Source organism: Thermophagus xiamenensis, from assembly GCF_900112795.1.
Lineage (GTDB): Bacteria > Bacteroidota > Bacteroidia > Bacteroidales > Marinilabiliaceae > Thermophagus > Thermophagus xiamenensis.
The window spans coordinates 42519-64396 of record NZ_FONA01000022.1 but is presented as its reverse complement, the minus strand read 5'-3'; the positions used below and the strand labels follow the sequence as shown (position 1 = coordinate 64396).

Genomic DNA, 21878 nt, shown 5'->3' with positions numbered 1-21878 from the left:
ACAGACCAACGAACACAGGACAATGAGCGACTTTAAAATATTTAAAAATTGGCTGACACAAGTTTCCTTTCTGACAGAAAAGGACTGTTCGCTTTTTGAACCCTTTTTAAAGACAAAACAACTTAAAGCGAAAGACTACTTTTTGACCGAAGGAAAAATTTGTCACGAAATCGGCTTTATCAATCAAGGCTGTTTCAGAACTTATTACCTTGCAGACGGAAAGGAAATCAACACGCATTTTGCATTTGAAAATGAATTTGTAACGGACTATGACAGCTTTTTGCAAGAGAAACCAAGCAAATATTTCATTCAGGCTTTGGAAAACGCTAAAATCGTAACATTCAATTTACCCGCTCTGCAAAATGCCTACAACCAATCACAAAATTGGGAACGCTTTGGCAGAATGATAGCCGAGCAATCTTACAAACTGACAACCCAACGTGTTGAGAGCTTTTTGTTTTTAGACGGAGAGCAACGTTACCTTGACTTGCTTAAAAACCAACCTCACATTCTTGACAGAATACCACTTTATCACATTGCCTCTTACTTAGGACTTGAACGGGAAAGTCTAAGCCGACTACGAAAAAAAATTGCTGGTAAATAACGATTGTAACATTTGTCAATTTCTTCTTCATTCACCTTTGAGACTTTTGCAGTGTAAAATTTAATGTTTCACTAAAAAAGTTTCAGAATGAAAAAGATAATTTTTTCCGCTACTGCAATAGCTTTTATGATTTTGGCGAGTTGCAGCACTTCAAAACAAGTAATCGTTCCACTTAACCGTTCCGTTGAGTTGGACGACACCTACACAATTATTTGGAACGGTGTCGGCAAAGCATACCGATACGAAAACGGACAATGGTTGCGAGCAGAAAGTTATGATTACCAATTTGACGTTGTTCAAAAACGTTATGACAATCATTGGAAATCCGTTAAATCATTGCACCGTATTCACCCCGACTATGACGGCAAAGCGGGTAACAGAGACCAGACAATGTATTTTGAAGTTGCTTACCAAAATCTGATTGACGGAAAAGTGCAAGCAACTATCAATTCATCGCTTGGCAACGGAACGGGAATAACAGACGCAGAATTTCGTAAATCCGTTTTGATAATGTATGTTCCAAATGCAAGTAAGTTTATGCCGTATAACAAGTTTAGAATTACGCAAAACTACAACTACGAAGAAGGTGTGCTGACCGAAACTGTTGAACTCATCAAAGAAAAAGACGGCAAAGAAATTCCGTTTATGAAGAACGAAGAAACCGCTTTGATTTTTATTAAAAGCAAATTGGACAAAGCACCGACAACTTTTAAACACTAACCGCTATGACAAACGAAACAAGAAAAATAAGCGGTTACATTTTGCTTTCCGTTCCGACAATTATTTACGGTGGGTATTTTTTGCTCACCGTTTTGAGCGGACAACAGGAACATTTGCAATTAACGGACTTCCAAAAATCAATGTTCCGTGCAGGACACGCTCACGCAGGAGTTTTAGTCATTCTTGCTTTAGTAGTTCAGCTTTTTGCTGACCACGTTGCACTTTCCAACAGTTGGAAATGGTTTGCCCGACTTTCGTTCCCGATTTCAGCAATTACCATTAGTTTGGGATTTTTTGCAGCAGCTATCGGCAGACAAATTACCGAACCGACAGGACTAATTTTCATTTTGTATGTTGGTATTGCAATCTTGACTTTCGGACTTTTGACATTGGGAATTGGACTAATCCGACAGAAGAAAGGCAGCCCATAACAGCGGTTTGGCACAAGCGGGGGTTTAGTGCTTCGTATGACAGTTTTTCGTAAATTTGAGCTTTCGGCTTCGTAGCAAGTTTTGTGGTAAAAATCCCCGCCTCCGCCAAGCCGCAAACCGTTGGCGGTCATTGAAAATAGAATACGATAAATGAATGAAGGTGACATAATAAGCTTTGGCAATTTGAAATGGCAAGTGTTAGACATTAAAGCCGATAAAAAACTGATAATCACCAAAGACATATTAGAATTACGATGGTACCACAACGAGTTTGTTGAAATTACTTGGGCAGAATGTGAATTGAGAAAATACCTTAATAATGAATTTTACAATACTTTTAATCAAGACGAAAAAGCGAAAATTGCTGCTGTGACAAATTGCAACCCCGACAACCCTTGGTTCAAGACAAAAGGAGGAACAGACACTATTGACAGCATATTTTTACTTAGTCTTGAAGAGGTTTGCAAATATTTTGGAGACAGCATTGAAACTTTGCTGAATAAAGGAAATCAAAAATGGTTGATAGATGATGAAAACAACCAAAAAAGACAAGCAAGATATAATGGAGAATACCATTGGTGGCGACTTCGTTCTCCAGGCTACTACGGACGGACTTCTGCCAGCATTAATTCCAGGGGCAACGTCTATGTCCGTGGGAATGGAGTATATGGCAGACCAAAAGACGGTGGTGGTGTCCGACCAGCTTTATGGTTGAAACTAGAATAGTAAGCTCAAAGGGATAGATGAATAAAATCAAAAGAAAACAACGACCCGCCAACATTGTATAAGCGTAATGCGGGCTGAACGGTTGAAATTCAGCATATTTGTTCTTTAGGAACTTTGCGGTGGGCAGAGAAAAAACGTCTCCGAAATCCCGCACTACGCATAGCCAAACCGTTATTCCGTTCCTCTTTCAGTTGTCACCGTAGTTCCCTTATTTTTTTGCCACTTCCTTCCGAGCCTCCCGTCAGTCGCAAAAAATCCAACCAAATCAATGCAAAATAAATCCTTACCGCTTTGCATTTTGTGCCTGTGGCTGGCTGCAGCCAATAGTTGTCTACCCCCCCCATAATATTTACCACACTGTAATCGCCCCGAGGAATTAAAATAGATATATGCTTCATAAATGGTTGGTTTTTAACAAAATTAACGAAACAATATGTCGCAATCTACCCGTACGATTGTCGGATTTTCACTTTATGAAAAAGATTCATGGACCATACTTTTAAATCAGAATAATGGATATGCAAATGAGCAAAACTTTTTTACTGGTACCGAAAGCCTGGATGGGCACATGGGGCTGGGATGGACTGAATGCACAACTTAAAAAGCGAAACTACCATATCCACACCCTGACTTTAAGAGAATTGAACGGTCAAAAATTTTGAGTAATCTTTAAACACTTTAAAACCAAAAGTTATGAATCGTATAGAAGTGATAAGCATACCGGTAAGCGACCAACAAAGGTCGAAAGCCTTTTACCAGAACATTGGGTTTGAGCTGATGGTGGAAAACCCTATGGACGAACACAACTACTGGGTACAGATGAAGTTGCCGGGCACGTCAACAACCATCTCCTTGGTCCAACACTTTCCCTTTCCCGAAATAGCCATGCAGCCGGGCACCATGAAAGGCTTGATCTTTAAAACAGAGGATATTCACGCCTTTGTGAAAACACTAAGGGAGCACAACATTTCTTATGGCACTTTCACGGATAGTGGTTTTGCGGAAGGAGAAATCTCCCAAACGCCCTGGGGGCAGTTCACCCATTTTTTTGACCCCGATGGCAATGGATTAAGCGTTCACCAGGAATAACCGCTATGGGTAAACTGATACTCTTTAATATGATGAGCCTTGACGGCTTCTTTGAGGGTAAAAACGGGGACCTTGCCTGGCATCATGTGGATAAGGAATTTAACCGCTTTGCCCTTGAACAACTAAATGCGGTCGAGCATCTGATTTTTGGCCGAAAAACCTATGAACAAATGGCGGCTTACTGGCCCAGCCAGCAGGCACTTACCAACGACCCCTTGATTGCACAAAGGATGAATGAACTCAGCAAGCATGTATTTTCCACCACCCTGGAGCAGGCTGATTGGGAAAACACCACTCTGTACCGGGATGATCCTGTGGCCGCCGTTTCAAGCCTGAAACAGCAATCGGAAAAAGACATGTTAATACTGGGCAGTGCTCACCTGAGCCATAGCCTCATGAACAATGGCTTAATAGATATATATCGCGTTATGATTAATCCGGTTCTTTTGGGGCGCGGCAATCCGCTGTTTGCCGAGAGCGGGCATCAGCATAAATTGGTATTGATGAACGTGCAAGCGTTCAAGTCGGGAAATGTCTTATTGGAATACGGCTGGCATTAATGAATGTAAAAGTCGATTGCGAAAATTCACAGAAAAGGCATGGTTAACACCTTTTCCTGACCATCAATAAAAAATACTATAAATGAAGAGTAAGATGGATAAAAAGAAACCCAGAACCGTTGAAGAGTATATTGAGCAGTTACCCGAAGTTGCTCAAGTCAACATAAAAGAGTTAAGGTCGATTTTAAAAAGCGTGGCACCGGAAGCAAAAGAAGGCTTAAAATGGGGCAAGCCAATGCTTGAATCAAACACCATACTTTTTGCCTATTCTGCCCATAGATCGCATTTAAGTTTTTTTCCCACAGGTCCGGCATTAAAACCTTTCGAAAAAGAGCTTGCCGCATTCAACACCAAAAAAGATTCCGTTCAGTTTTTTTATAAGGATCCCTTGCCTGAACAGCTAATACGCAAAATTGCCGAATACAGAAAAGCAGATGTTGAAGAACGAGGGGCAAAATGGTTTTATTAGACATACGTATTTCCAATATAGATTAGGTATAAAACTCAGTTCAACGAACTAAACGATTAATATGGCAAAAATCACCGTAAAAGCAGATTGCGGAAACTCCCCGAGAAAGGAGTTTTTAAAACAGTTTCACACGGCTATGGCCAATGGGAATTTGAACTTCCTGATGGACAACATTTCGGACACCATTCATTGGGAAATTGTCGGAACCCAAACGCTTACCCATAAAGAAGCATTTGAAAAACAAATCCTGAAAAGTCCGCTGTGGCAGGTAAAAGAACTTGTGGTTGATGCCATTATCACCCACGGGAATGAAGCTTCTGCAAATGGGCGGGTGCTCACCGCAGCAGGTAAGACATTTGCTTTTTGCAATGTGTACAAATTCAAGGGGTTTAAGGGGACAATTCTAAACGCGATACAGACCTATTTGATAAAAGAACAATAAACCCGTTTATATTAGATAATTATAACTGCAACTTGTAAAATAAAATTACCTAGATAATGTTCGAACACAAAAGCAACTCATTTATAAACATTGATTCTGCTAAAATCTATTACGAAACCTTAGGTGATCCGCAAAAACAGCCACTGGTTCTATTGCATGGCGGTTTTGGAAATATTGAAGATTTTAACGACATACTGCCGCTGCTGGAAAAGGAATACCGCATTATTGGTATAGATAGTCGAGGCCAGGGCAAATCCACATTGGGCGTGGAGAAACTAAGCTACGCAAGGATAGAAAAGGACGTGGAAACTATCATCCACCGCTTAAAGCTTGAAAATCCCGTTATCTTGGGCTTTAGCGATGGAGGCATTGCAGCTTTGCGCCTGGCTGCTTCTAAGAATGTGGCTATCGATAAACTCATAGTTATCGGTACCGAATGGCACAGCAAATCACTTGAAGAATCCAAAGGCTTTTTGTCTGCGATAACGGCTGAATCCTGGAAAAATAAATTTCCCGAAACCTATGAGGCCTATCAGCGGCTAAACCTCGAGCCCGATTTTGACAAACTTACCAGCGCCATGGTGCAAATGTGGACAGATGAGAGCACCACCGGCTTCCCCAATGAGAGGGTTCAACAAATCACTTGTTCCACCCTTATTGTTCGGGGCGACAACGACCATTTGGTAAGTCGTCAATCGGCATTTGAACTGGCAGAAATAATAAATAAATCTCATCTTGCCAATATACCTTTCTGCAGCCATGAAGTAATTGCTGAAAAGCCTAAAATGATAGCTGACATTATCAACTCTTTTTTAAAATAACGGAAGTAATTTATTGTTTCCTTAAGTACTAACTTCATCTAAGTTTTTAGTCTAATGGAACCGGTTTTAGTGCTCAATTTATAGTCTATAATCCAAAATTAAATTGCAAGTATTCTTGTTGGAATAAATCCAATTGGAGATAAACATTTCAAAATGTAAATCCAACAATTTTCTTTGAACACAGTTCCGTAAATATTCTCATTCCGTAAACCATTACATCACTACAGGAAGGTTTCGGCTATTCCCGAAGGCCATTTCATCGCTGCAGCAAGGTTTCGGCAACTCCCGAAGGCCATTACATCGCTGCAGCAAGGTTTCGGCAACTCCCGAAGGCTATTACATCGCTGCAGCAAGGTTTCGGCAACTCCCGAAGGCCATTACATCGCTGCAGCAAGGTTTCGGCAACTCCCGAAGGCCATTACATCGCTGCAGCAAGGTTTCGGCAACTCCCGAAGGCTATTACATCGCTGCAGCAAGGTTCCGGCAACTCCCGAAGGCCATTACATCGCTGCAGCAAGGTTTCGGCAACTCCCGAAGGCCATTACATCGCTGAAGCAAGGTTTCAGAAAGCCGATAAATTTCACCATGCATAGCACACAAAAAAGCCTGTAAGTGATAACCTACAGGCTTTTGCTATTACTATTGGCGGAGAGTGAGGGATTCGAACCCTCGATACGCTTTTGGCGTATACACACTTTCCAGGCGTGCGCCTTCGACCACTCGGCCAACTCTCCGAAAATACGCACGGGAGGAGAGACTCGAACTCCCGACACCTGGTTTTGGAGACCAGTGCTCTACCAACTGAGCTACACCCGTGTCTGTTTCGCTTTCGCGTTGCAAAAATATAATTTTTGAGCCATTCTCCGCAAACTTTGTAAAGATATTTTAGCCTTTTTGTTTTTGAATATCGCAGAATATGTAAAGGATATAGTCCAACACAATGAAAATCCCTCACTTATCAATCTTTTTATCACAAAAAAGTAAATAATGAATCAATCATTCGTATAAAATTTATCTATTCATTGGTCTAATGGAACTTAAAGTTAGTCATTAGTGGTTAGTCGTCAGTAAATCAATACTAATCCCTAATGACTGTTGACTAATGACTATAAACTTTTTCTGCCTTCTGCCTGTGCACTTATTTTACATGTACTTGTAGTATCATCATTGTTGGTTATGCTCGTATCAGTTCTTTATTTCTCTTAACAATTTTGAAAATAGCATAGATTCTTTGCAATTGGCTAATATTTTCCCTTTTTTTAGAAAAGCTTTTTCCGGAAACTTGTGAGGCTTAAAGTACCGTACTATTTTTGCGGCACAAACAACCATTATTTGAATACGAAAAAACACAAACATGAAGATAGGAAAATTAATTGCAACCCTTTTGCTTCCAGCAGTTATTGTCGGATGCAACCCATTACAACAGCTCCAGACGGCTCAGTTAACCCTTCAAAATGCTTATGAAGCGGGAAATAATGCCGAAGTATTATCGGCTTATGAAAAAATACAAGCTTATCATACAGAACACGGCACTCAAATTGAAACAGAAAATTTGAAAATGGCGGCACAATCGGCAGTTCAATTGCAACGCTATGCTCTTGCCGAAACATTGCTCAGCGAATGGTTAAACAGAGACCACGATATTGAGGCTGTAAAACTACTTGCAAGGGTTTATGAGAATACCGGCCAACAAAATAAAAAATATGAGTTGTGGAATAATTATTGGGATAAAATAGAATCTCCCGAACTAAAAAGCGAAGTTGGTCTTAAACTCTTTTCCATTGAAATGGAAAGAAACGAGTATGAAAAAGCTTTGGAAAGAAGTCGTAAAATGCCACCAATATCAGATCCCAGAATGGTAATGTTGCAAATAAAGGCTATGGAGGCCACCGGTAAAACGGAAGAAGCCCGAACAACTTGTAACAGCTTGCTTGAAAAACATCCCGACTTTCAACCGGCCATGGAATGGAAAGCAAAAGATTTATACAAAAGGGCTGAAGAGTGGTATAAAGCTGAGATGGCAAAATATAATAAAAACCCCAACTATACTGCTTATGTATATCTGAAACGTGAATTAAAGAAAATTTCTTCTCTATACCGCCAAAGTCGGGAATTATTTAAAACGCTTCATCAGGAAAATCCGGAAGAGCAATCATATATAAAATACTTGAAAAATATTTATATCCGTCTTGACATGAAAAAAGAAGCAGCAAAAATGGACATGATGCTGAAAAATCAAAGATAGAAATAGTGACGGCACCTACAGACAAAATATTGAGCTTTAGGTGCCGTCATAATTTTTGAAACAATAATAAAATAGTGAAAGGGTAAAATTAGAGAGTTATTATTCTATTCCATATTGCTTGCCATAATTTTCTACCACAAAGTCGATGTCCTTATCCCCCCTGCCACTTAAGTTAACCAAAACAGATTTTCGCGGGTCTTTCTGTGCCAGTTTAAGAGCGTAAGCCACTGCATGAGCACTCTCTAACGCCGGGATAATACCTTCGAGCCGGCTTAACTCAAAAAAGGCATCAATGGCTTCTTTATCCGTCACCATATCATAGTTAACACGTCCTATATCCTTAAGCATACTGTGTTCGGGTCCTACTCCCGGATAATCCAGACCACTGGCAATAGAATATACCGGACTGGGATTACCGTCTTCATCCTGCAGCAAATAACATTTAAATCCGTGAATAATCCCCGGTTTACCTTTCATCATGGTTGCAGCGTGGTCGCCGGTCTTCATGGAACGACCACCCGGTTCTACGCCATAAAGGGCTACTTCTTCATCATCTATAAATCCGGAAAAAATGCCCATGGCATTACTACCGCCACCAACGCAGGCAACAACACTATCGGGCAGTTCACCGGTCATATCCTGAAACTGTTCACGGGCTTCAACCCCCACCACATGCTGGAAGTCACGCACCATCATTGGGAAAGGATGTGGTCCAACGACCGAGCCAATGCAATAAATGGTATTAACAGGGTCTTTTAAATAAGCCTCAAAAGCGGAATCCACAGCTTCTTTGAGTGTTTTTAAACCTTTTGATACCGGCACCACCTTTGCCCCCAAAATTTCCATGCGTACAACATTGGGATGTTCTTTGGCAATATCCACCTCCCCCATATGTATTTCACATTCAAGGCCAAAATAGGCTGCTGCAGTAGCCAAAGCCACGCCATGTTGTCCGGCACCGGTCTCGGCAATCAGTTTTTTCTTACCCAGATAACGCGCTAACAGGGCCTCGCCCATACAGTGGTTCAATTTATGGGCACCGCTGTGATTTAAATCTTCCCGTTTCAAATAGATGCGTCCGCCATATTTTTCCGACAATCTGTTACAATAATAGACTGGAGTTGGCCTACCCTGGTAGTGTTTACGGATGCTTCTGAGCTCCGAAATAAAGTTGTGCGATTTACTGATGGCAAAGTAGGCATCAGTAATTTTTTTCATTTCTTCCTCCAGGGCGGGTGGTAAAAAGGCACCACCATACTCTTTGTAAAATCCCTCTTTGGTAGGATACTTTTTCAAATAATTCTCTGACATAATTACAAGTTAATTAATCCTTTAGTTAAGTAAATTCTTTAAAAAATAATCTTACAAATTTTAATATTGCTGTTAAAACACAATTCACAAATAAATAAAAACCGCAGGTGGAATGCCTGCGGTCTTAATACTGATTCGATATGGTTCATGACGGCCTATTCCACCTCTAAAGAGCTGAACTTAAGCCACCACCAGAAATATGAATAATTCTTTACCATACTAATTCCTGCCTTTAAAGATTCTGCAAGATATCAATTTGTTCAAAAAAATCAAAATTAACTTTCAAATTATTCTCCAAAATCAGGTCCTTCTATCAGTTCAAACTCGGGCTGGTCTGATACACATTGGAATGTATAGGTATAATTACCTCTGCTTAAATCATTTTCATAGGTTTCCAGGGTAACAACATAAAAGACATCTACCCCATTGACTTGAGGAACAGCATCGGGATATTTAACTTTTAAAAGAACTTCCACAGCCTCAGCCAGCCGCTCATAAGTCAATGCAATGGCATCTTCAGTAGAAAGCCCTTCGAAACCGGGAACTCCATATTCAATGCGATTGGAAATACGCAGGTCGAAATTTTCATAATAAGCATCGGCACCATAATAATATTCACCCGTTCCATAATTATTGATGTAATCACTACCATTATCAATATTGGTTTCAACATAATCAACAATCATCTGGTAGTCGGCTGAAGTCATGGTGAAAACAATGGTAGGATCAAATACCCAGTGTTGTCCATTATGAACAAACTGTTCACTGCGCTCAACGATTTGAGCACTATTGACCCACTCAGTACCGTTAAATACATACTCACTTGCCTTCGGGAAAGTTCCGCCGTCATAATACATATAGACAACCACCACTTTATCATCAACCTGAGCAAAAGGTTTATTCAAAGCAATAAATTGAGGCAAATATAAATCGGGATCTAAATCATCATCAAAATTATTGTATTTCCCGGGGTCACCCATGGCATCATAATCTTCGGCCGATAATATGTATTTATTGTCCTCAAAATCATCTTCAGTTATCATTGTCCAGGTATCTCCGTCTTTTTCAAAAAATTCATCGTGATAGGTGAATTCAGGTGAGCGGACGTCATTGGTACCAACTTCAATCCAGTCAATTTCCCAGCTGGCAGAACCGGAATCAGTAGAACGGAAACGAAAAGCCAAATGAATAGTCTGACCCACATATTCCGAAAGGTCGACCTCTTCCGACTCCACAAAAGTCCAGCTGTCACCGTCAGGTTTGGTATTAATGGTCAATTCATCCCAATTAGCTGATTCAATATCGGTTCCATCGAAATCGGTACTTACCATTAACTGAATGTGGTCCCAGGAATCCAAAAAATTTACCGCCTGGTTCACTACCACATATGCCGTTTTATAGTCGGAAAGATCAACGGCGGGGGACACCAACCAATCTTCATTTTCTTTATTACCTTCACCACCTACATAACCGGACATAAAGGCATATTCGGTTCCCCCGTAACTGCGGTCGGTCCATTCTTCATCTCCCACGATACTAAAGGCTGTAAAAACGCCCAATGAACCGTTAAAATCTTCCCTTAAGATTTCAGCAGATTCACTTCCCACATCATCAGGATCAATGTCCGAGACTCTGAAAGAAGTATAAACCACAGAACCATCAGGCTTATCTTCAAATGCACGATTTAAAATACCGGACATATAATTTTCCACAGGATAGGCTGGTGAAAAGGCTTTTAGATTTTTTAGCGCTTCATCGGAATCGGCATAATCAGCAGAATCCAGCTCATAGGTAAGCGTATAATCATCCAGATAATCGGGTGCGGAAACCATATAATTGAATGTAACTGTAGCTCTGGATCCACCTTTAAGGGCAATATATTCATCCTCTAAATATGCAGGAATAAATTCAGAAGCAGGGTATTCTTCACTAAAAGCCAAAAATTCATCAATGAAATCGGCAGCATCGGAATTACCCAAAGCTTCGGCAATATCAGCCAGTGAGCTGTAATCAGCTTCTTCCAGCACTACTTCTATTTCAGCGCTGTAATCACCTTTTTCCTGGTCCAATTCGTTATAAACATCCTCTAAGGGATCGCATCCCCAAAAGAATAAAGATGCGAAGGTCAGAATATATATTAATTTTTTCATGATCAATTCTCTATTAGTTATGTTTAAAACTTAATCTTAATCCCGGTAGACCACGTAGTACCAAAACCATAATATACCAAAGCCGATTCTGCATCATGGTTGTCGCCATCAGTTGCATCGGCAATATATTCTGTATTAAACAGATTGTAAACATTTCCATAAATGGAAGCTCTCAGTGAGCCAATATTAAAGTCATATTTCAGGTTCATATCAAAGGTAGTATAGTCGGGTAATTGCCATGAATCGACTTTTTCGCCTTCAATGGTTCGATTGGTAGGGTCGAATTCAGCAAAGTTTTTTCCGTAGTAATTAAAATCTGCCCCAACTTTAAGCCCGGGAACCAATTCATAATCTACCCGGAGCGAAGAGGTAATTTGTGCAGAATTTCCTACATGCACATCACCAATATAAGCACTGTATTCACCAATCAAATTATTGTCATCATCGAAAAGAGAAAAGTTAACATCGTCTTGCCAAATCCAATCTCCCCATGAAAACATACCTTTAACAAACAATTCGGGGGTGGGTTTCCAGAAAATTTCCGATTCAATTCCTGTATGCAGGGCATTAATACCCGGAATGTTAGCGGTTTCGCCGCTAAAGGAACGAACCAGCCCTTTATCTTTCCAGTTGGTCCAGTACCCGTTAATACGTGCTTCCAGGTTAGGCAATGAAAATCCATAACCTAAATCGAATGAAAGCACCTTTTCGTATTTGGCTCCATCATTAATTTCATTGGTATAATTAAGGAAAATGGATGAAAAATAAGGAGCACGGGTAAAATAACCACCGTTTACGAAGAAGTTATGTTGTTCCGTCAGATTATAATTGGCCCCAACTTTAACACTCCACGGGGTAAAATTAACCCAGTCGGATTTCTGGTTACCGGGTTCATACTGAAAATAATCGATTCTCCTATAACTTTTGCGGGAAACAGAAGATGTAAGGAATGCAGAATAATTGTCGCCCACATATTCTGCCTGAGCAAATAAGCCGGCCCAACCAACAACTCCATCATTATGATAGGAATATTTATCTCCTTCTTTTAATGGAGTACTGGCCGGGCGATTAATATTGTAACTATCGAGATAATATTCTCCACCCAAAAGGTCGACAATCTCTTTGTAATGTTCACCGATATAATACCGTCCGTCAAACCCTCCGGTAAAATTGATATTGCCAAACTCTTTGTTTAAAGTAGACAAAATACCATACCATTGATGCTGATTAACTGACATACCCACAATAGCCTGAGAACCAGTAAGCGATTCAGCATTTCGGGCGGCAGCCTCATCAAAGTCAAGGAGTCCGTCAGGGGTTAGCAATGTGTTGGCATATGGTTCGCCGGTATCATAGTTAATATTAAGCCATTGAGAATTTTCACCATCAACTCTTCTTCCGCCCCCTTGAGATATAGAGGCATAAACAGCAGTAGAAAGAATGGTGCTGGAATTAATATTCCAAAAATGATTTAAAGAAATTTGTGGTTTATGGTATTCATTGTAGGCATATCCCCCGCCATATATTTTTCCGTCGCGAATACCGTAGCTAATGTTTCTGCGCGCACCATCGGGGTCATTCCGATAATCCTCAATTTTATAAGCAGTACTTCGCTGATTATGCCATTGAGGGGCTCCAAAAGCGGTAAGTGAAATCCGATGCCGATCATTAATGATTTTTGAGATATTCAAAAAATAAGTCCAGGCGTCAAAATCTGTACCTTTCACATAACCATCGCCATAGGTATGGGTTCCTGAAAGCGAAACCGCCCAGTTATTTTCCATCAATCCGGTTGAAACAGCAAAAGATTGTTTTCTGTAACCATCGTTACCAACTCCACTATAAAATGTTCCGCCTTTTTCCACCTCAGTACTGTTAGTTAAGATATTAATGGTTCCACCCACAGAACTCAGGGCCAGTTTTGAAGCTCCTAAACCACGTTGTACCTGCATTGTTTGAGTTACGTCAGAAAGACCAGCCCAATTAGACCAGTAAACTTTCCCGTTTTCCATATCATTTACGGGTACTCCATTAATCAATACCCCAATATTGTTGGTATCAAATCCCCGCAGGTAAATCCGTGAATCTCCGAAACCTCCGCTTCCACGAGTAGCATAAACCGAGGGGGTAGATTTAAGAATTTGGGGAAACTCCAAAGAACCTAACTTTTCATCGATTGTGGTCGGTTGAATTGTAGAAAGGGCCACCGGAGTTTGCTTATCTCTGGCGAATGAGGTTAAAATTAGTACCTCATTAAGTCCAACAACATTGGAGGCCATTTCCAAAACGCCTAAGTCAATGGCACTTTCGCCTTCTGCATTAATGGTTTTTCGTAAATCTTTATATCCAAGATACTTGAATATAAGATTATTGGGACCCTCTTTAACTTCCAGCTCAAATGTCCCATCTAAACTGGTAACGGTTCCTTGACTGGTGCCTTCAATTACAATTGCTGCACCAACTAAGGGATCCTGGGTCTCCTGGTCAACGACCTTACCGGTCACACTGACCTGACTTTTAATTCCTGCTGTGAACAAAAACAGGAAAGACATCAATAGAAAAAAACTTAATTTTCCCATAAATACTTAAATGTTTAAAGGTTGTTTTACGGTAGTTTATAACAATTAATAAAATCTATAAATAACCTTAATGTATATTAAAAACATATAACAAATATACAATTTACCGACCAAATGGTCGGTATTTTTTTTATGAATATTGTGTTAATTTTTCATTTACCAGAGACACCATCCCAATACAGGTCAAAAACCATATTAAAATCTGATTTAAAAGCAGATAAAGGGTCAGAATGACTAAGAAAATAATTGGCAGCAGCTCGAGTGAAGGAAAAATCAAAAAAAGTAATCATTTCCGGAGGGTATGCCTTTAACATTCCCATATTAACTTTTTTCATAGTGTTTTCAACCGGTGCTTTTAATGTTTCAGGAACGCGGCCTACAATTTTTTTTATAAAAGGACTGGTTTCGAATATTAATATATAATTAAATTTATCAGGATTTAAAATAAACCATTTTACAATGGCACCGAAAATATTTTTGGAATAATCGCGGGCTGATTCACCACCATATTCGGTTACACATTCAGCTTCAATCTCGAACATCAATTTTTTGTATAGCTCAACGATAAGTTCTTCTTTGGTATTAAAATAGTAATAAAAGGTACCTTTTGCGATTCCTGTCTTTAAAATAATTTCATTAACAGAGGCAGAGAAACCCTTATTAATAAACAATTCTAAGGCTTCAGCAAAAATTTTATTTTTAGTCTTTGTACGTTCCATAGGAATATTATATACCTCTGAAAATATATAATTTCTTAAACCAATATTCAACAAAAAAGGCCGCTCTGAAAAGAGCGACCGAACCTAATAAGATAACTTATCTTCCGTAATTACAATACAATTTTGAAATATTAGACAAAAAATCAAACGACAATCTTTTTTCACTAGCTGTCTAAAAAACTTAAAATCCCAATTTATCGAATTATTTTTCAATCTCTTTCCAAACCAAAGCACTGGCACCAACAATAGCGGCATCACCTAATTTTAATTTTGAAGGCAAGAGTTTTATTTTGTCTTTAAAAATTGGTAACAGGTGCCGATTCATACTCTCGTAAGCAGGCTTAAAGATAAAATCGCCGGCGGCGGTAGGTCCACCAAAAAGGAAAATAGCTTCCGGGGCAAGATGGTGCACCGTATCGGCCAACCCTTGTCCTAAATATTCACCAGTTTTCTCAAATACTTCAATAGCAATTTTATCACCTTTAACGGCGGCTTCATAAATCATTTTGGAAGTTAACTCATTAAATGATCTATTAGCTAACAAACTATCCTCAGCATTATAAAGGGCAAGCAATTCAAATGCAGTTCGTTTCATTCCCGGTGCGGAACAATAAGCCTCCAGATGGCCACGAGCACCACACCCGCAAAGACGACCACCCGGAATTAACATAGTGTGCCCGCATTCACCTGCAAAGCCATCATGTCCGTAAACTAAATCACCATTAACCACAACCCCACTACCAACTCCGGTTCCTAGGGTGTACATAACAAAGTTTTTCATCCCTTTGGCACCACCATAAACCATTTCACCGATTGCTGCAGCATTGGCATCATTGGTCAATGCTATGGCATATGAATCCGGGAAATTCTTTTTCAAGGCATCCACAACATGAACCACGCCTTTAAAGGATAAATTTGGAGCATATTCTATAGTACCATTGTAATAGTTTCCATTTGGTGCTCCAACACCTATTCCCAAAATGGTAATATCTTCATTTAATAGCTTAACTGATTTTATGAGTTCTTTTACCTCACCAGAAAGATCATTAATGTATTTTTCAAAATCATCATGTTTAGGAGTGTCCATCGAACGGTTTACCATGACATTACCATCCTGGTCAACAGCACCAATAACGGTATTTGTGCCTCCAATATCAATTCCAATTGCTATTTTTTTCATCCGTAATATTTTTAAATCGTTGGTCTTGTGAATTTATTGCCATAAAAAAAGCCGGAAATAAGAATATTTCCGGCTTTAAAAATAATAAAATTTTGTTATTCGGTACGAATAGAATGTCCCTTAACTGCATAGAAAAAGATATAAAGATAGCAGATAGCGGGAACTACAAAAGCCCAGGTATAACTGGTGGCATCGGCTATAGCCCCCATCAGTAATGGGATGACAGCACCTCCCACAACAAAAGAATTAATAATTCCGGAAGCAGATGCCATTTCTTCTCCATCAAGGTCTTTTACTCCTAATGAGAAAATATTGGGGAACATGATAGAATTGAATAATCCGATTGAAATAACTGTCCATAAAGCGACATCGCCCGTAGTGAATGTAGTAATTAATGCCAAAGCGGCGGCAACAAGAGCGAAAACGCCCAAGGTACGGGCAGCTTTACCTTTACCAATTTGCATTATAATAAAGTTTACTACTGCAACCAGCATAAATATTTGACCAGCATTAAAATTCCAGGAACTAAAGGAATAACCATCCGCAGTAACAAAGGCTCCGGAAATTAAAGCTAATATCAATACCGCCACTACCATACTGTATTTTTTAAGCTGATTTGAAATCCCCGAAAACATGATGGCGCCAAAGAAACGACCAACCATAGCTCCTCCCCAATATATGGCGGCATAGGTAGATGCCTTTTCAGGGTCAATACCGGCAGAATCTCGTAAATAATTAACAATCAAACCGGCATTTCCAACTTCAGCCCCTACATAGGCAAAAATGGCAAAGGCACCAAGGATAACATGCGGATATTTCCATACGCTCTTTTTACGGCCTTCTTTATCCTTAACCTCCAAAACAGGAAGCTTAAGCATAAGAAGTATTACTGCAACAGCTATAACAACAATGGCCATGGTAATAAATGGCACAGGAACCCGCTGAGCAGCAGCCATACCATGCTCGGGTGTCATCAAAGACTCATCTGCCGGAATACCCAGCCCCCTAAAAATAGCCACAGAAATGATCCATGGGGCAATCATGGTAGCAACTGAATTCAGCGCTTGAGTTAAGTTTAACCGACTGGAAGCAGAACTTTCAGGTCCAAGTGCAGTAACATAAGGATTTGCTGCAACCTGCAAAAGCACTACACCAGCTGCCAAAATAAAAGTGGCCAACAAAAACATCGGAAAAGAAGGAATTCTGGCGGCAGGCCAAAAAATTAAGCTGCCTACTCCCATTAATAACAACCCCAAGACAACCGTCCATTTGTAACCTATCCTTGCAACCAATTTCCCAGAGGGAATTGATAAAATTGGATAAGAAATAAAAAAGGCAGAAGATAAAAGTTGGGCTTCCCATTCTGACAAATTAAAAATGGCTTTTACCGGTGCTGTCATAGTGATGATGAAGGTGGTTGCAAAACCAAAAATAAAAAAAACGGCACCAAAAATGCCCATTCCTAGACCATAGTTACTGTTTTTCTGTTCCATACATTATGTTTTATTAGTTGTGTGTTTTTAATAATTGCAATTATACCGGAAATTTGCTTTTTTTACAATAGTTAACAGCAATAAATTCGGTATACAGAAAAAATTTATCGGGAATCTAAAAACTAAAAGACGACAAATTATTTTATCTAAAAATAAAAAATCAGGGCCGTCCTCTGTAGGATAACCCTGATTAAAAATTTTTCCAAATCGCTTCACTCAATGATTAGTGCCCCCAACTAACTTTTTCAAATACAAGAATTAATAACTATATTCCAGTTCAATTTTTTCAAATTGTTTGTAAAACTCCTGTTCTTCAAACACAATCTTTACTTTTTCATAACCTTCGACTTGAAGAGTATCAATATAAAAACTCATCAACCCACGATATCGATAAATTTCTTCATCATCACGATTATTATGACGCACCTGCAGATAAACTACCGATTCATCCTCGCTTTGCTCTTCAGGATCTTTAACCACATTAATGTAATGCACCTCGTCATTACCATAAAAAGCAAAATCAACATTCAGAAATCCACCCGATATCCAAATATCATTTATATAAATATCATCAGAGCCAATTGTGTCGCGGTTCTCTTCATTCAGTTCAATAATATCTTTGGTTACTACATCCTGAATACTGTGAGCCTTTACCAAATAGTCGTAAATATTATTTTCATCACCGGTCTCTTCAACCGAATAACGCAATAAAACCCGGACACTATCATCAAAATTAGAAGGGGGGTTTACTAATTGTAAAGTATTTTCTGAATCAGTTATGACCAATGGCTGATCATCAGGGCCTAATTCAGTGGTACCCAATTCTAAATACTGAGGCGATGAATCATCATCCAGACATGAAGCGACAACCAACATTAAGGTAAATACAACAACCGTTCTCAAAATCGTTTTCATCGTTTTCTTCTCCATCAAATTTAATTAAACAATTAAAAACTCTTGGTTAGGCTTTTGGGCAAGCCTAATTCATTTTAAAATCATTTAAACAGAAGATGGAAAAGAAATAAATTGGTTGCGCGAATTAAGAATGAAATAAAAAATTATTTTTCCACATAAGTTACTTCCAGGTCAACTACTCTTGGAACAAAATCATTGGTCCACAGTGCAGAACCAATAAAAACTCTTGCCCTTGTCCCTAAAGCCATATTTCTCAAAGCCAAATCTATACCCGGATAAGTTCCACCCTGATAAATACTGGTATTTCCTACAGTATAAACAAAAGGTTCATCAGAATGATAATTACTTGAATAAGGATAAAGAAATGCTGAACCTACAGTATCTTCTAAAATTTCATAAAAAACATACCTGAAACCGGCTAATTTCCCTACTTGTACAGAATCGTCGGTTCCCTGTTCTAATTCAAAATAAACGAATGTTTTATCCTCTGCGGTATCAACCACATGGAAGCTCACATCTTTCAATGTGTCGGCCACAAGGTCATAATAAATATTCATCAGTACTTGTTCTTCTCGAAGCAGCTCCTTGGTATTAATGGTATATCCCTCATCGCAGGAATTGAGAAACACAGAGGACAGTATCATAATAGCTGCAATAAGAAAAGTCAAGATAATATTTTTCATCCGTATAAATTTTACTTACTTCATTGATATATTGTTTCTTAAAAGTAGTCTTTAGTGGTTAGTCATTAGTCTCTAGTCCATTTATACTAATGACTGTTCACTAATGACTATTGACTTCTTCTGCCTGGGCACTTCTGCCTATATACTTTTATACATGATTTTGTTGTGAAAAACCCTCTTGGTCATTGTTATTTCATTATTAGCGTACAAAAAAAAGAAATTTATTTTAGTGTACAAATAGAAAATCTGTCTAAACTTAATGAAATTTCACATCAACCACTTCAACTTCATAAATAATAATGGCTCTGGATGGTATTTTTTCATCATCACCAATCAGGCCATGAGCCAAATGAGGTGGCATAATAAATAAAGCCCGTCCTCCATTTTTTAACATTAGAATACCTTCTTCAAGCCCAGATTCGACCCCTCCGCGTCCTACGAGAAATTCTTTGGGTCCAAGCTCTTCTGAGTCATAACATAATGTCCCATCTAATAACTTTATTTTGTAATCTAGAGTTACAATTTGCCCTTTCTGGATAAAATCGCCCGTTCCCGGTTCATCAATTCGATACCATAATCCAGTGCCTGTAGCATGCATATCAAGCTGATTATCCTCAACATACTGCTTAATTTTTTCCTGCTCTTTTTCAACGAGTTTTCGATTGACCTTAATATAAGTTTCGAGGGGGATATTTACCGAATTCCCTCTCTCGTCCCGGTTTTGAGACCCGGAACAGCTGCAAAATGACACCAAAAAGAAGGATAAAATCACTTTGCTTAAGGCAGGAACAGCTCTCATATTTATTTTACTCAATGTTTTAATTACGGGAAATAACAAAATCAATACCAGTTTTAGAGTTGCGCTAAAAATCCAGGAAAAGTTTCTTTGAAACGCTTCAATGCCTCTTCAAGCGTTCCATGCCATTCTCCACCTGCCGCATTTAAATGCCCACCCCCAGAAAAAAAACGTTCAGAATACTTATTAACAGGTATATTGTTGCGAGAACGAAATGAAATTTTCACAAACTTATCCTTCTCTCTTTCAGTAAATAATACAGAAACCTTGATACCCTTAATAGCAAGAGGAAAATTAACAAACCCTTCCGTATCTCCCGGTTGATAGGAAAATCGTTCCAACTCTTCATGTGAAATAAAAATATAGGCCGACTCCGAATCGGGCATCACTCTTAAATTGTAACATAAGACATGTCCCAAAAGTTTCATTCGGTTAACCGAGTTACTTTGAAACAACTCTTTATGTATTTTTTCTTTATCGATACCTTTTTCTACTAATTGCCCGACTATTCGATACGTTTCGGGATCGGAGGAATTATAACTCAATGATCCTGTATCTGTAATTATTCCGGAATAAAAACATTCTGCAGCCTTTAAATCAAGAAGTTCTTTCCATCCAAGCGCTTCAATGATATGACAAGACAGTTCACAAGTAGAAGAGACAGAAGTTTGGGAAAACTGAAGTTCTGCCAGCTCTGGGTCAGGATAGGGATGATGATCAATCATTACCTTGGGGATTCTCAATTTTCGGGCAACGGTAGCAATCTCACCACATCTTTCAATTGTATTAAAATCAAGAAAGATTAATAAGTCAGCACTATTGAGTTCAGAGTCTCCCTCCGATTTATTTTTTCCGTAAACAATAATAGTATCGGCACCCTCCATCCACAGCAAATTGGACGGCACATCATCCGGCACTATCCCCGTTACCTTATAACCTTTATTGGTTAAGACTTTTCTCCAGCCCAAAACACTTCCTATAGCATCCCCATCAGTGTTTTTATGAGGAACTAAAACTATTGATCTTGAATTATCTAACAAATTTCTGAAGCTATGTAATTGATTTTTGCTTACTTCCATAAAAAAATATTATAAATGGCAAAGGTAGTAAAACCGCCCTTAAAGAAAAATTATTATTTTTATATCTACTTAATTTTAAAACTTAGGAAAATAAACTAATAACTGAAATATTATGGAAATGGTTGAATGAGTTGATGAAATGATTCTAATTTAAGTGTAAATAATAATTTGGAAGGTTTTATTTATTCTGAAAACTATAATTTCAACCATTCTTCAACCTCGAATTCAATTAATAATCTAAAAGCGAAAATAGACGACATAATTTATATAATATTAAAAAATTCGCATTATGACCAAAGGAACCATAACCTTTACAATGATTAAACCTTGCGCGGTAAAGGATAATTATATTGGCGATATTCTTTCTGTAATAGAAAAAGCGGGTTTTAAAATAATAGCCCTAAAAATGCTTCATTTATCTGAAAAAAAAGCCCGCTTATTTTATGCAGAACATCAAGGAAAATCCTTTTTTAATGAACTGGTTGAATTTATTTCGTCAGGGCCTGTAGTAGCAGCAATTCTTGAAAAGGAAAATGCTGTACAGGATTTCAGAAAACTGATAGGTGCTACAGATCCCAAAGAAGCAGCAGAAGGAACCATCCGTAAAATGTTTGCCAAAGACAAAGGGCACAATGCCATCCATGGTTCCGACAGCGATGCAAGTGCAGAAAGGGAAGCACGCTTCTTTTTTAATGAATTAGAAGTTTTCCTTTAATATATTCTGATAGACTGAATTACACTAAAGCTACAAACTTAAAAAATAAGCCAGCATCACCTTTAGCAAGGTGATTCCACTTTAATTTACGATTTTGTCCAATTGGAAATTGGCTGGTATTACCAAACTAAAAAAAATTTCCAGTTACGCC

The 21878-nt window shown here is 38.8% G+C and carries 23 protein-coding genes and 2 tRNA genes; 12 read left to right on the top strand and 13 right to left on the bottom strand.

Translation table 11 applies throughout. From position 1 onward, the window contains the following. Positions 1–22 precede the first annotated feature (22 nt). The 4 genes from BM130_RS12825 to BM130_RS12810 all read left to right on the top strand — a co-directional run bounded on the left by BM130_RS12825 (position 23) and on the right by BM130_RS12810 (position 2481). Entirely contained in the window at positions 23–604 is a 582-nt protein-coding gene (locus tag BM130_RS12825) for a Crp/Fnr family transcriptional regulator (protein WP_010528543.1), read from the top strand. Positions 605–691: 87 nt separating this feature from the next. Next, the gene (locus BM130_RS12820; protein ID WP_010528544.1) at positions 692–1324 is read left to right on the top strand and encodes a hypothetical protein; all 633 of its coding nucleotides are present in this window, start codon (positions 692–694) and stop codon (positions 1322–1324) included. A 5-nt stretch (positions 1325–1329) separates the two neighbouring features. After that, positions 1330–1755, top strand: a complete 426-nt coding sequence (locus BM130_RS12815; protein WP_010528545.1) for a hypothetical protein — start codon at positions 1330–1332, stop codon at positions 1753–1755. 150 nt (positions 1756–1905) lie between these two features. Then, positions 1906–2481, top strand: coding sequence for a DUF6273 domain-containing protein (locus BM130_RS12810; RefSeq protein ID WP_010528546.1), 576 nt, complete (start codon positions 1906–1908; stop codon positions 2479–2481). A gap of 194 nt (positions 2482–2675) precedes the next feature. Here the strand turns inward: BM130_RS12810 and BM130_RS12805 are convergent, their stop codons facing one another. Beyond that, positions 2676–2879: a hypothetical protein gene (locus BM130_RS12805; RefSeq protein WP_010528547.1), complete on the bottom strand. Its 204-nt coding sequence runs from the start codon at positions 2877–2879 to the stop codon at positions 2676–2678. 35 nt (positions 2880–2914) lie between these two features. On the opposite strand from BM130_RS12805, the gene BM130_RS15490 reads away from it, so the two are divergent. From BM130_RS15490 to BM130_RS12780, 6 genes are all read left to right on the top strand, one after another. Further along, positions 2915–3082, top strand: a complete 168-nt coding sequence (locus tag BM130_RS15490; protein ID WP_157998115.1) for a hypothetical protein — start codon at positions 2915–2917, stop codon at positions 3080–3082. A gap of 92 nt (positions 3083–3174) precedes the next feature. After that, positions 3175–3570 (top strand): VOC family protein, encoded by a 396-nt coding sequence (locus tag BM130_RS12800; protein ID WP_010528548.1) that lies wholly within the window; start codon positions 3175–3177, stop codon positions 3568–3570. A 5-nt stretch (positions 3571–3575) separates the two neighbouring features. Next, entirely contained in the window at positions 3576–4130 is a 555-nt protein-coding gene (locus BM130_RS12795; protein WP_074964398.1) for a dihydrofolate reductase family protein, read from the top strand. 82 nt (positions 4131–4212) lie between these two features. Then, a complete protein-coding gene (locus BM130_RS12790) occupies positions 4213–4599 on the top strand; it encodes an iron chaperone (protein ID WP_029626712.1) in 387 nt (128 codons plus the stop codon). Between the two features lie 61 nt (positions 4600–4660). Beyond that, the gene (locus tag BM130_RS12785) at positions 4661–5041 is read left to right on the top strand and encodes a nuclear transport factor 2 family protein (protein ID WP_010528551.1); all 381 of its coding nucleotides are present in this window, start codon (positions 4661–4663) and stop codon (positions 5039–5041) included. 56 nt (positions 5042–5097) lie between these two features. Continuing rightward, complete coding sequence (locus tag BM130_RS12780) at positions 5098–5862, top strand: alpha/beta fold hydrolase (RefSeq protein WP_010528552.1); 765 nt, start codon at positions 5098–5100, stop codon at positions 5860–5862. 643 nt (positions 5863–6505) lie between these two features. Here BM130_RS12780 and BM130_RS12775 read toward each other — a convergent pair. Beyond that, positions 6506–6596 (bottom strand) — tRNA-Ser (locus tag BM130_RS12775). 9 nt (positions 6597–6605) lie between these two features. Then, positions 6606–6678, bottom strand: a tRNA-Trp gene (locus tag BM130_RS12770). A gap of 538 nt (positions 6679–7216) precedes the next feature. On the opposite strand from BM130_RS12770, the gene BM130_RS12765 reads away from it, so the two are divergent. Then, the gene (locus tag BM130_RS12765) at positions 7217–8107 is read left to right on the top strand and encodes a tetratricopeptide repeat protein (RefSeq protein ID WP_010528553.1); all 891 of its coding nucleotides are present in this window, start codon (positions 7217–7219) and stop codon (positions 8105–8107) included. Between the two features lie 99 nt (positions 8108–8206). Here the strand turns inward: BM130_RS12765 and trpB are convergent, their stop codons facing one another. The 10 genes from trpB to BM130_RS12715 all read right to left on the bottom strand — a co-directional run bounded on the left by trpB (position 8207) and on the right by BM130_RS12715 (position 21012). Then, entirely contained in the window at positions 8207–9418 is a 1212-nt protein-coding gene (gene trpB / locus BM130_RS12760) for a tryptophan synthase subunit beta (protein WP_010528554.1), read from the bottom strand. Between the two features lie 287 nt (positions 9419–9705). Next, positions 9706–11568 (bottom strand): choice-of-anchor J domain-containing protein, encoded by a 1863-nt coding sequence (locus BM130_RS12755; RefSeq protein WP_010528555.1) that lies wholly within the window; start codon positions 11566–11568, stop codon positions 9706–9708. A gap of 23 nt (positions 11569–11591) precedes the next feature. Next, positions 11592–14147, bottom strand: a complete 2556-nt coding sequence (locus BM130_RS12750) for a TonB-dependent receptor (protein WP_010528556.1) — start codon at positions 14145–14147, stop codon at positions 11592–11594. 152 nt (positions 14148–14299) lie between these two features. Beyond that, positions 14300–14866 (bottom strand): TetR/AcrR family transcriptional regulator, encoded by a 567-nt coding sequence (locus tag BM130_RS12745; RefSeq protein WP_010528557.1) that lies wholly within the window; start codon positions 14864–14866, stop codon positions 14300–14302. Between the two features lie 202 nt (positions 14867–15068). Continuing rightward, complete coding sequence (locus tag BM130_RS12740; RefSeq protein WP_010528558.1) at positions 15069–16046, bottom strand: ROK family protein; 978 nt, start codon at positions 16044–16046, stop codon at positions 15069–15071. 95 nt (positions 16047–16141) lie between these two features. Continuing rightward, a complete protein-coding gene (locus BM130_RS12735) occupies positions 16142–17539 on the bottom strand; it encodes an MFS transporter (protein ID WP_010528559.1) in 1398 nt (465 codons plus the stop codon). A gap of 258 nt (positions 17540–17797) precedes the next feature. Beyond that, on the bottom strand, positions 17798–18454 hold the full coding sequence (locus tag BM130_RS12730) for a NigD1/NigD2 family lipoprotein (RefSeq protein WP_010528560.1): 657 nt from the start codon (positions 18452–18454) through the stop codon (positions 17798–17800). A gap of 143 nt (positions 18455–18597) precedes the next feature. Continuing rightward, positions 18598–19137, bottom strand: a complete 540-nt coding sequence (locus tag BM130_RS12725) for a hypothetical protein (protein ID WP_010528561.1) — start codon at positions 19135–19137, stop codon at positions 18598–18600. A gap of 256 nt (positions 19138–19393) precedes the next feature. Continuing rightward, on the bottom strand, positions 19394–19936 hold the full coding sequence (locus BM130_RS12720; protein WP_010528562.1) for an FKBP-type peptidyl-prolyl cis-trans isomerase: 543 nt from the start codon (positions 19934–19936) through the stop codon (positions 19394–19396). Between the two features lie 53 nt (positions 19937–19989). After that, a complete protein-coding gene (locus BM130_RS12715) occupies positions 19990–21012 on the bottom strand; it encodes a DHH family phosphoesterase (RefSeq protein WP_010528563.1) in 1023 nt (340 codons plus the stop codon). A gap of 289 nt (positions 21013–21301) precedes the next feature. On the opposite strand from BM130_RS12715, the gene ndk reads away from it, so the two are divergent. After that, entirely contained in the window at positions 21302–21727 is a 426-nt protein-coding gene (gene ndk, locus BM130_RS12710; RefSeq protein WP_010528564.1) for a nucleoside-diphosphate kinase, read from the top strand. Positions 21728–21878 lie beyond the last annotated feature (151 nt).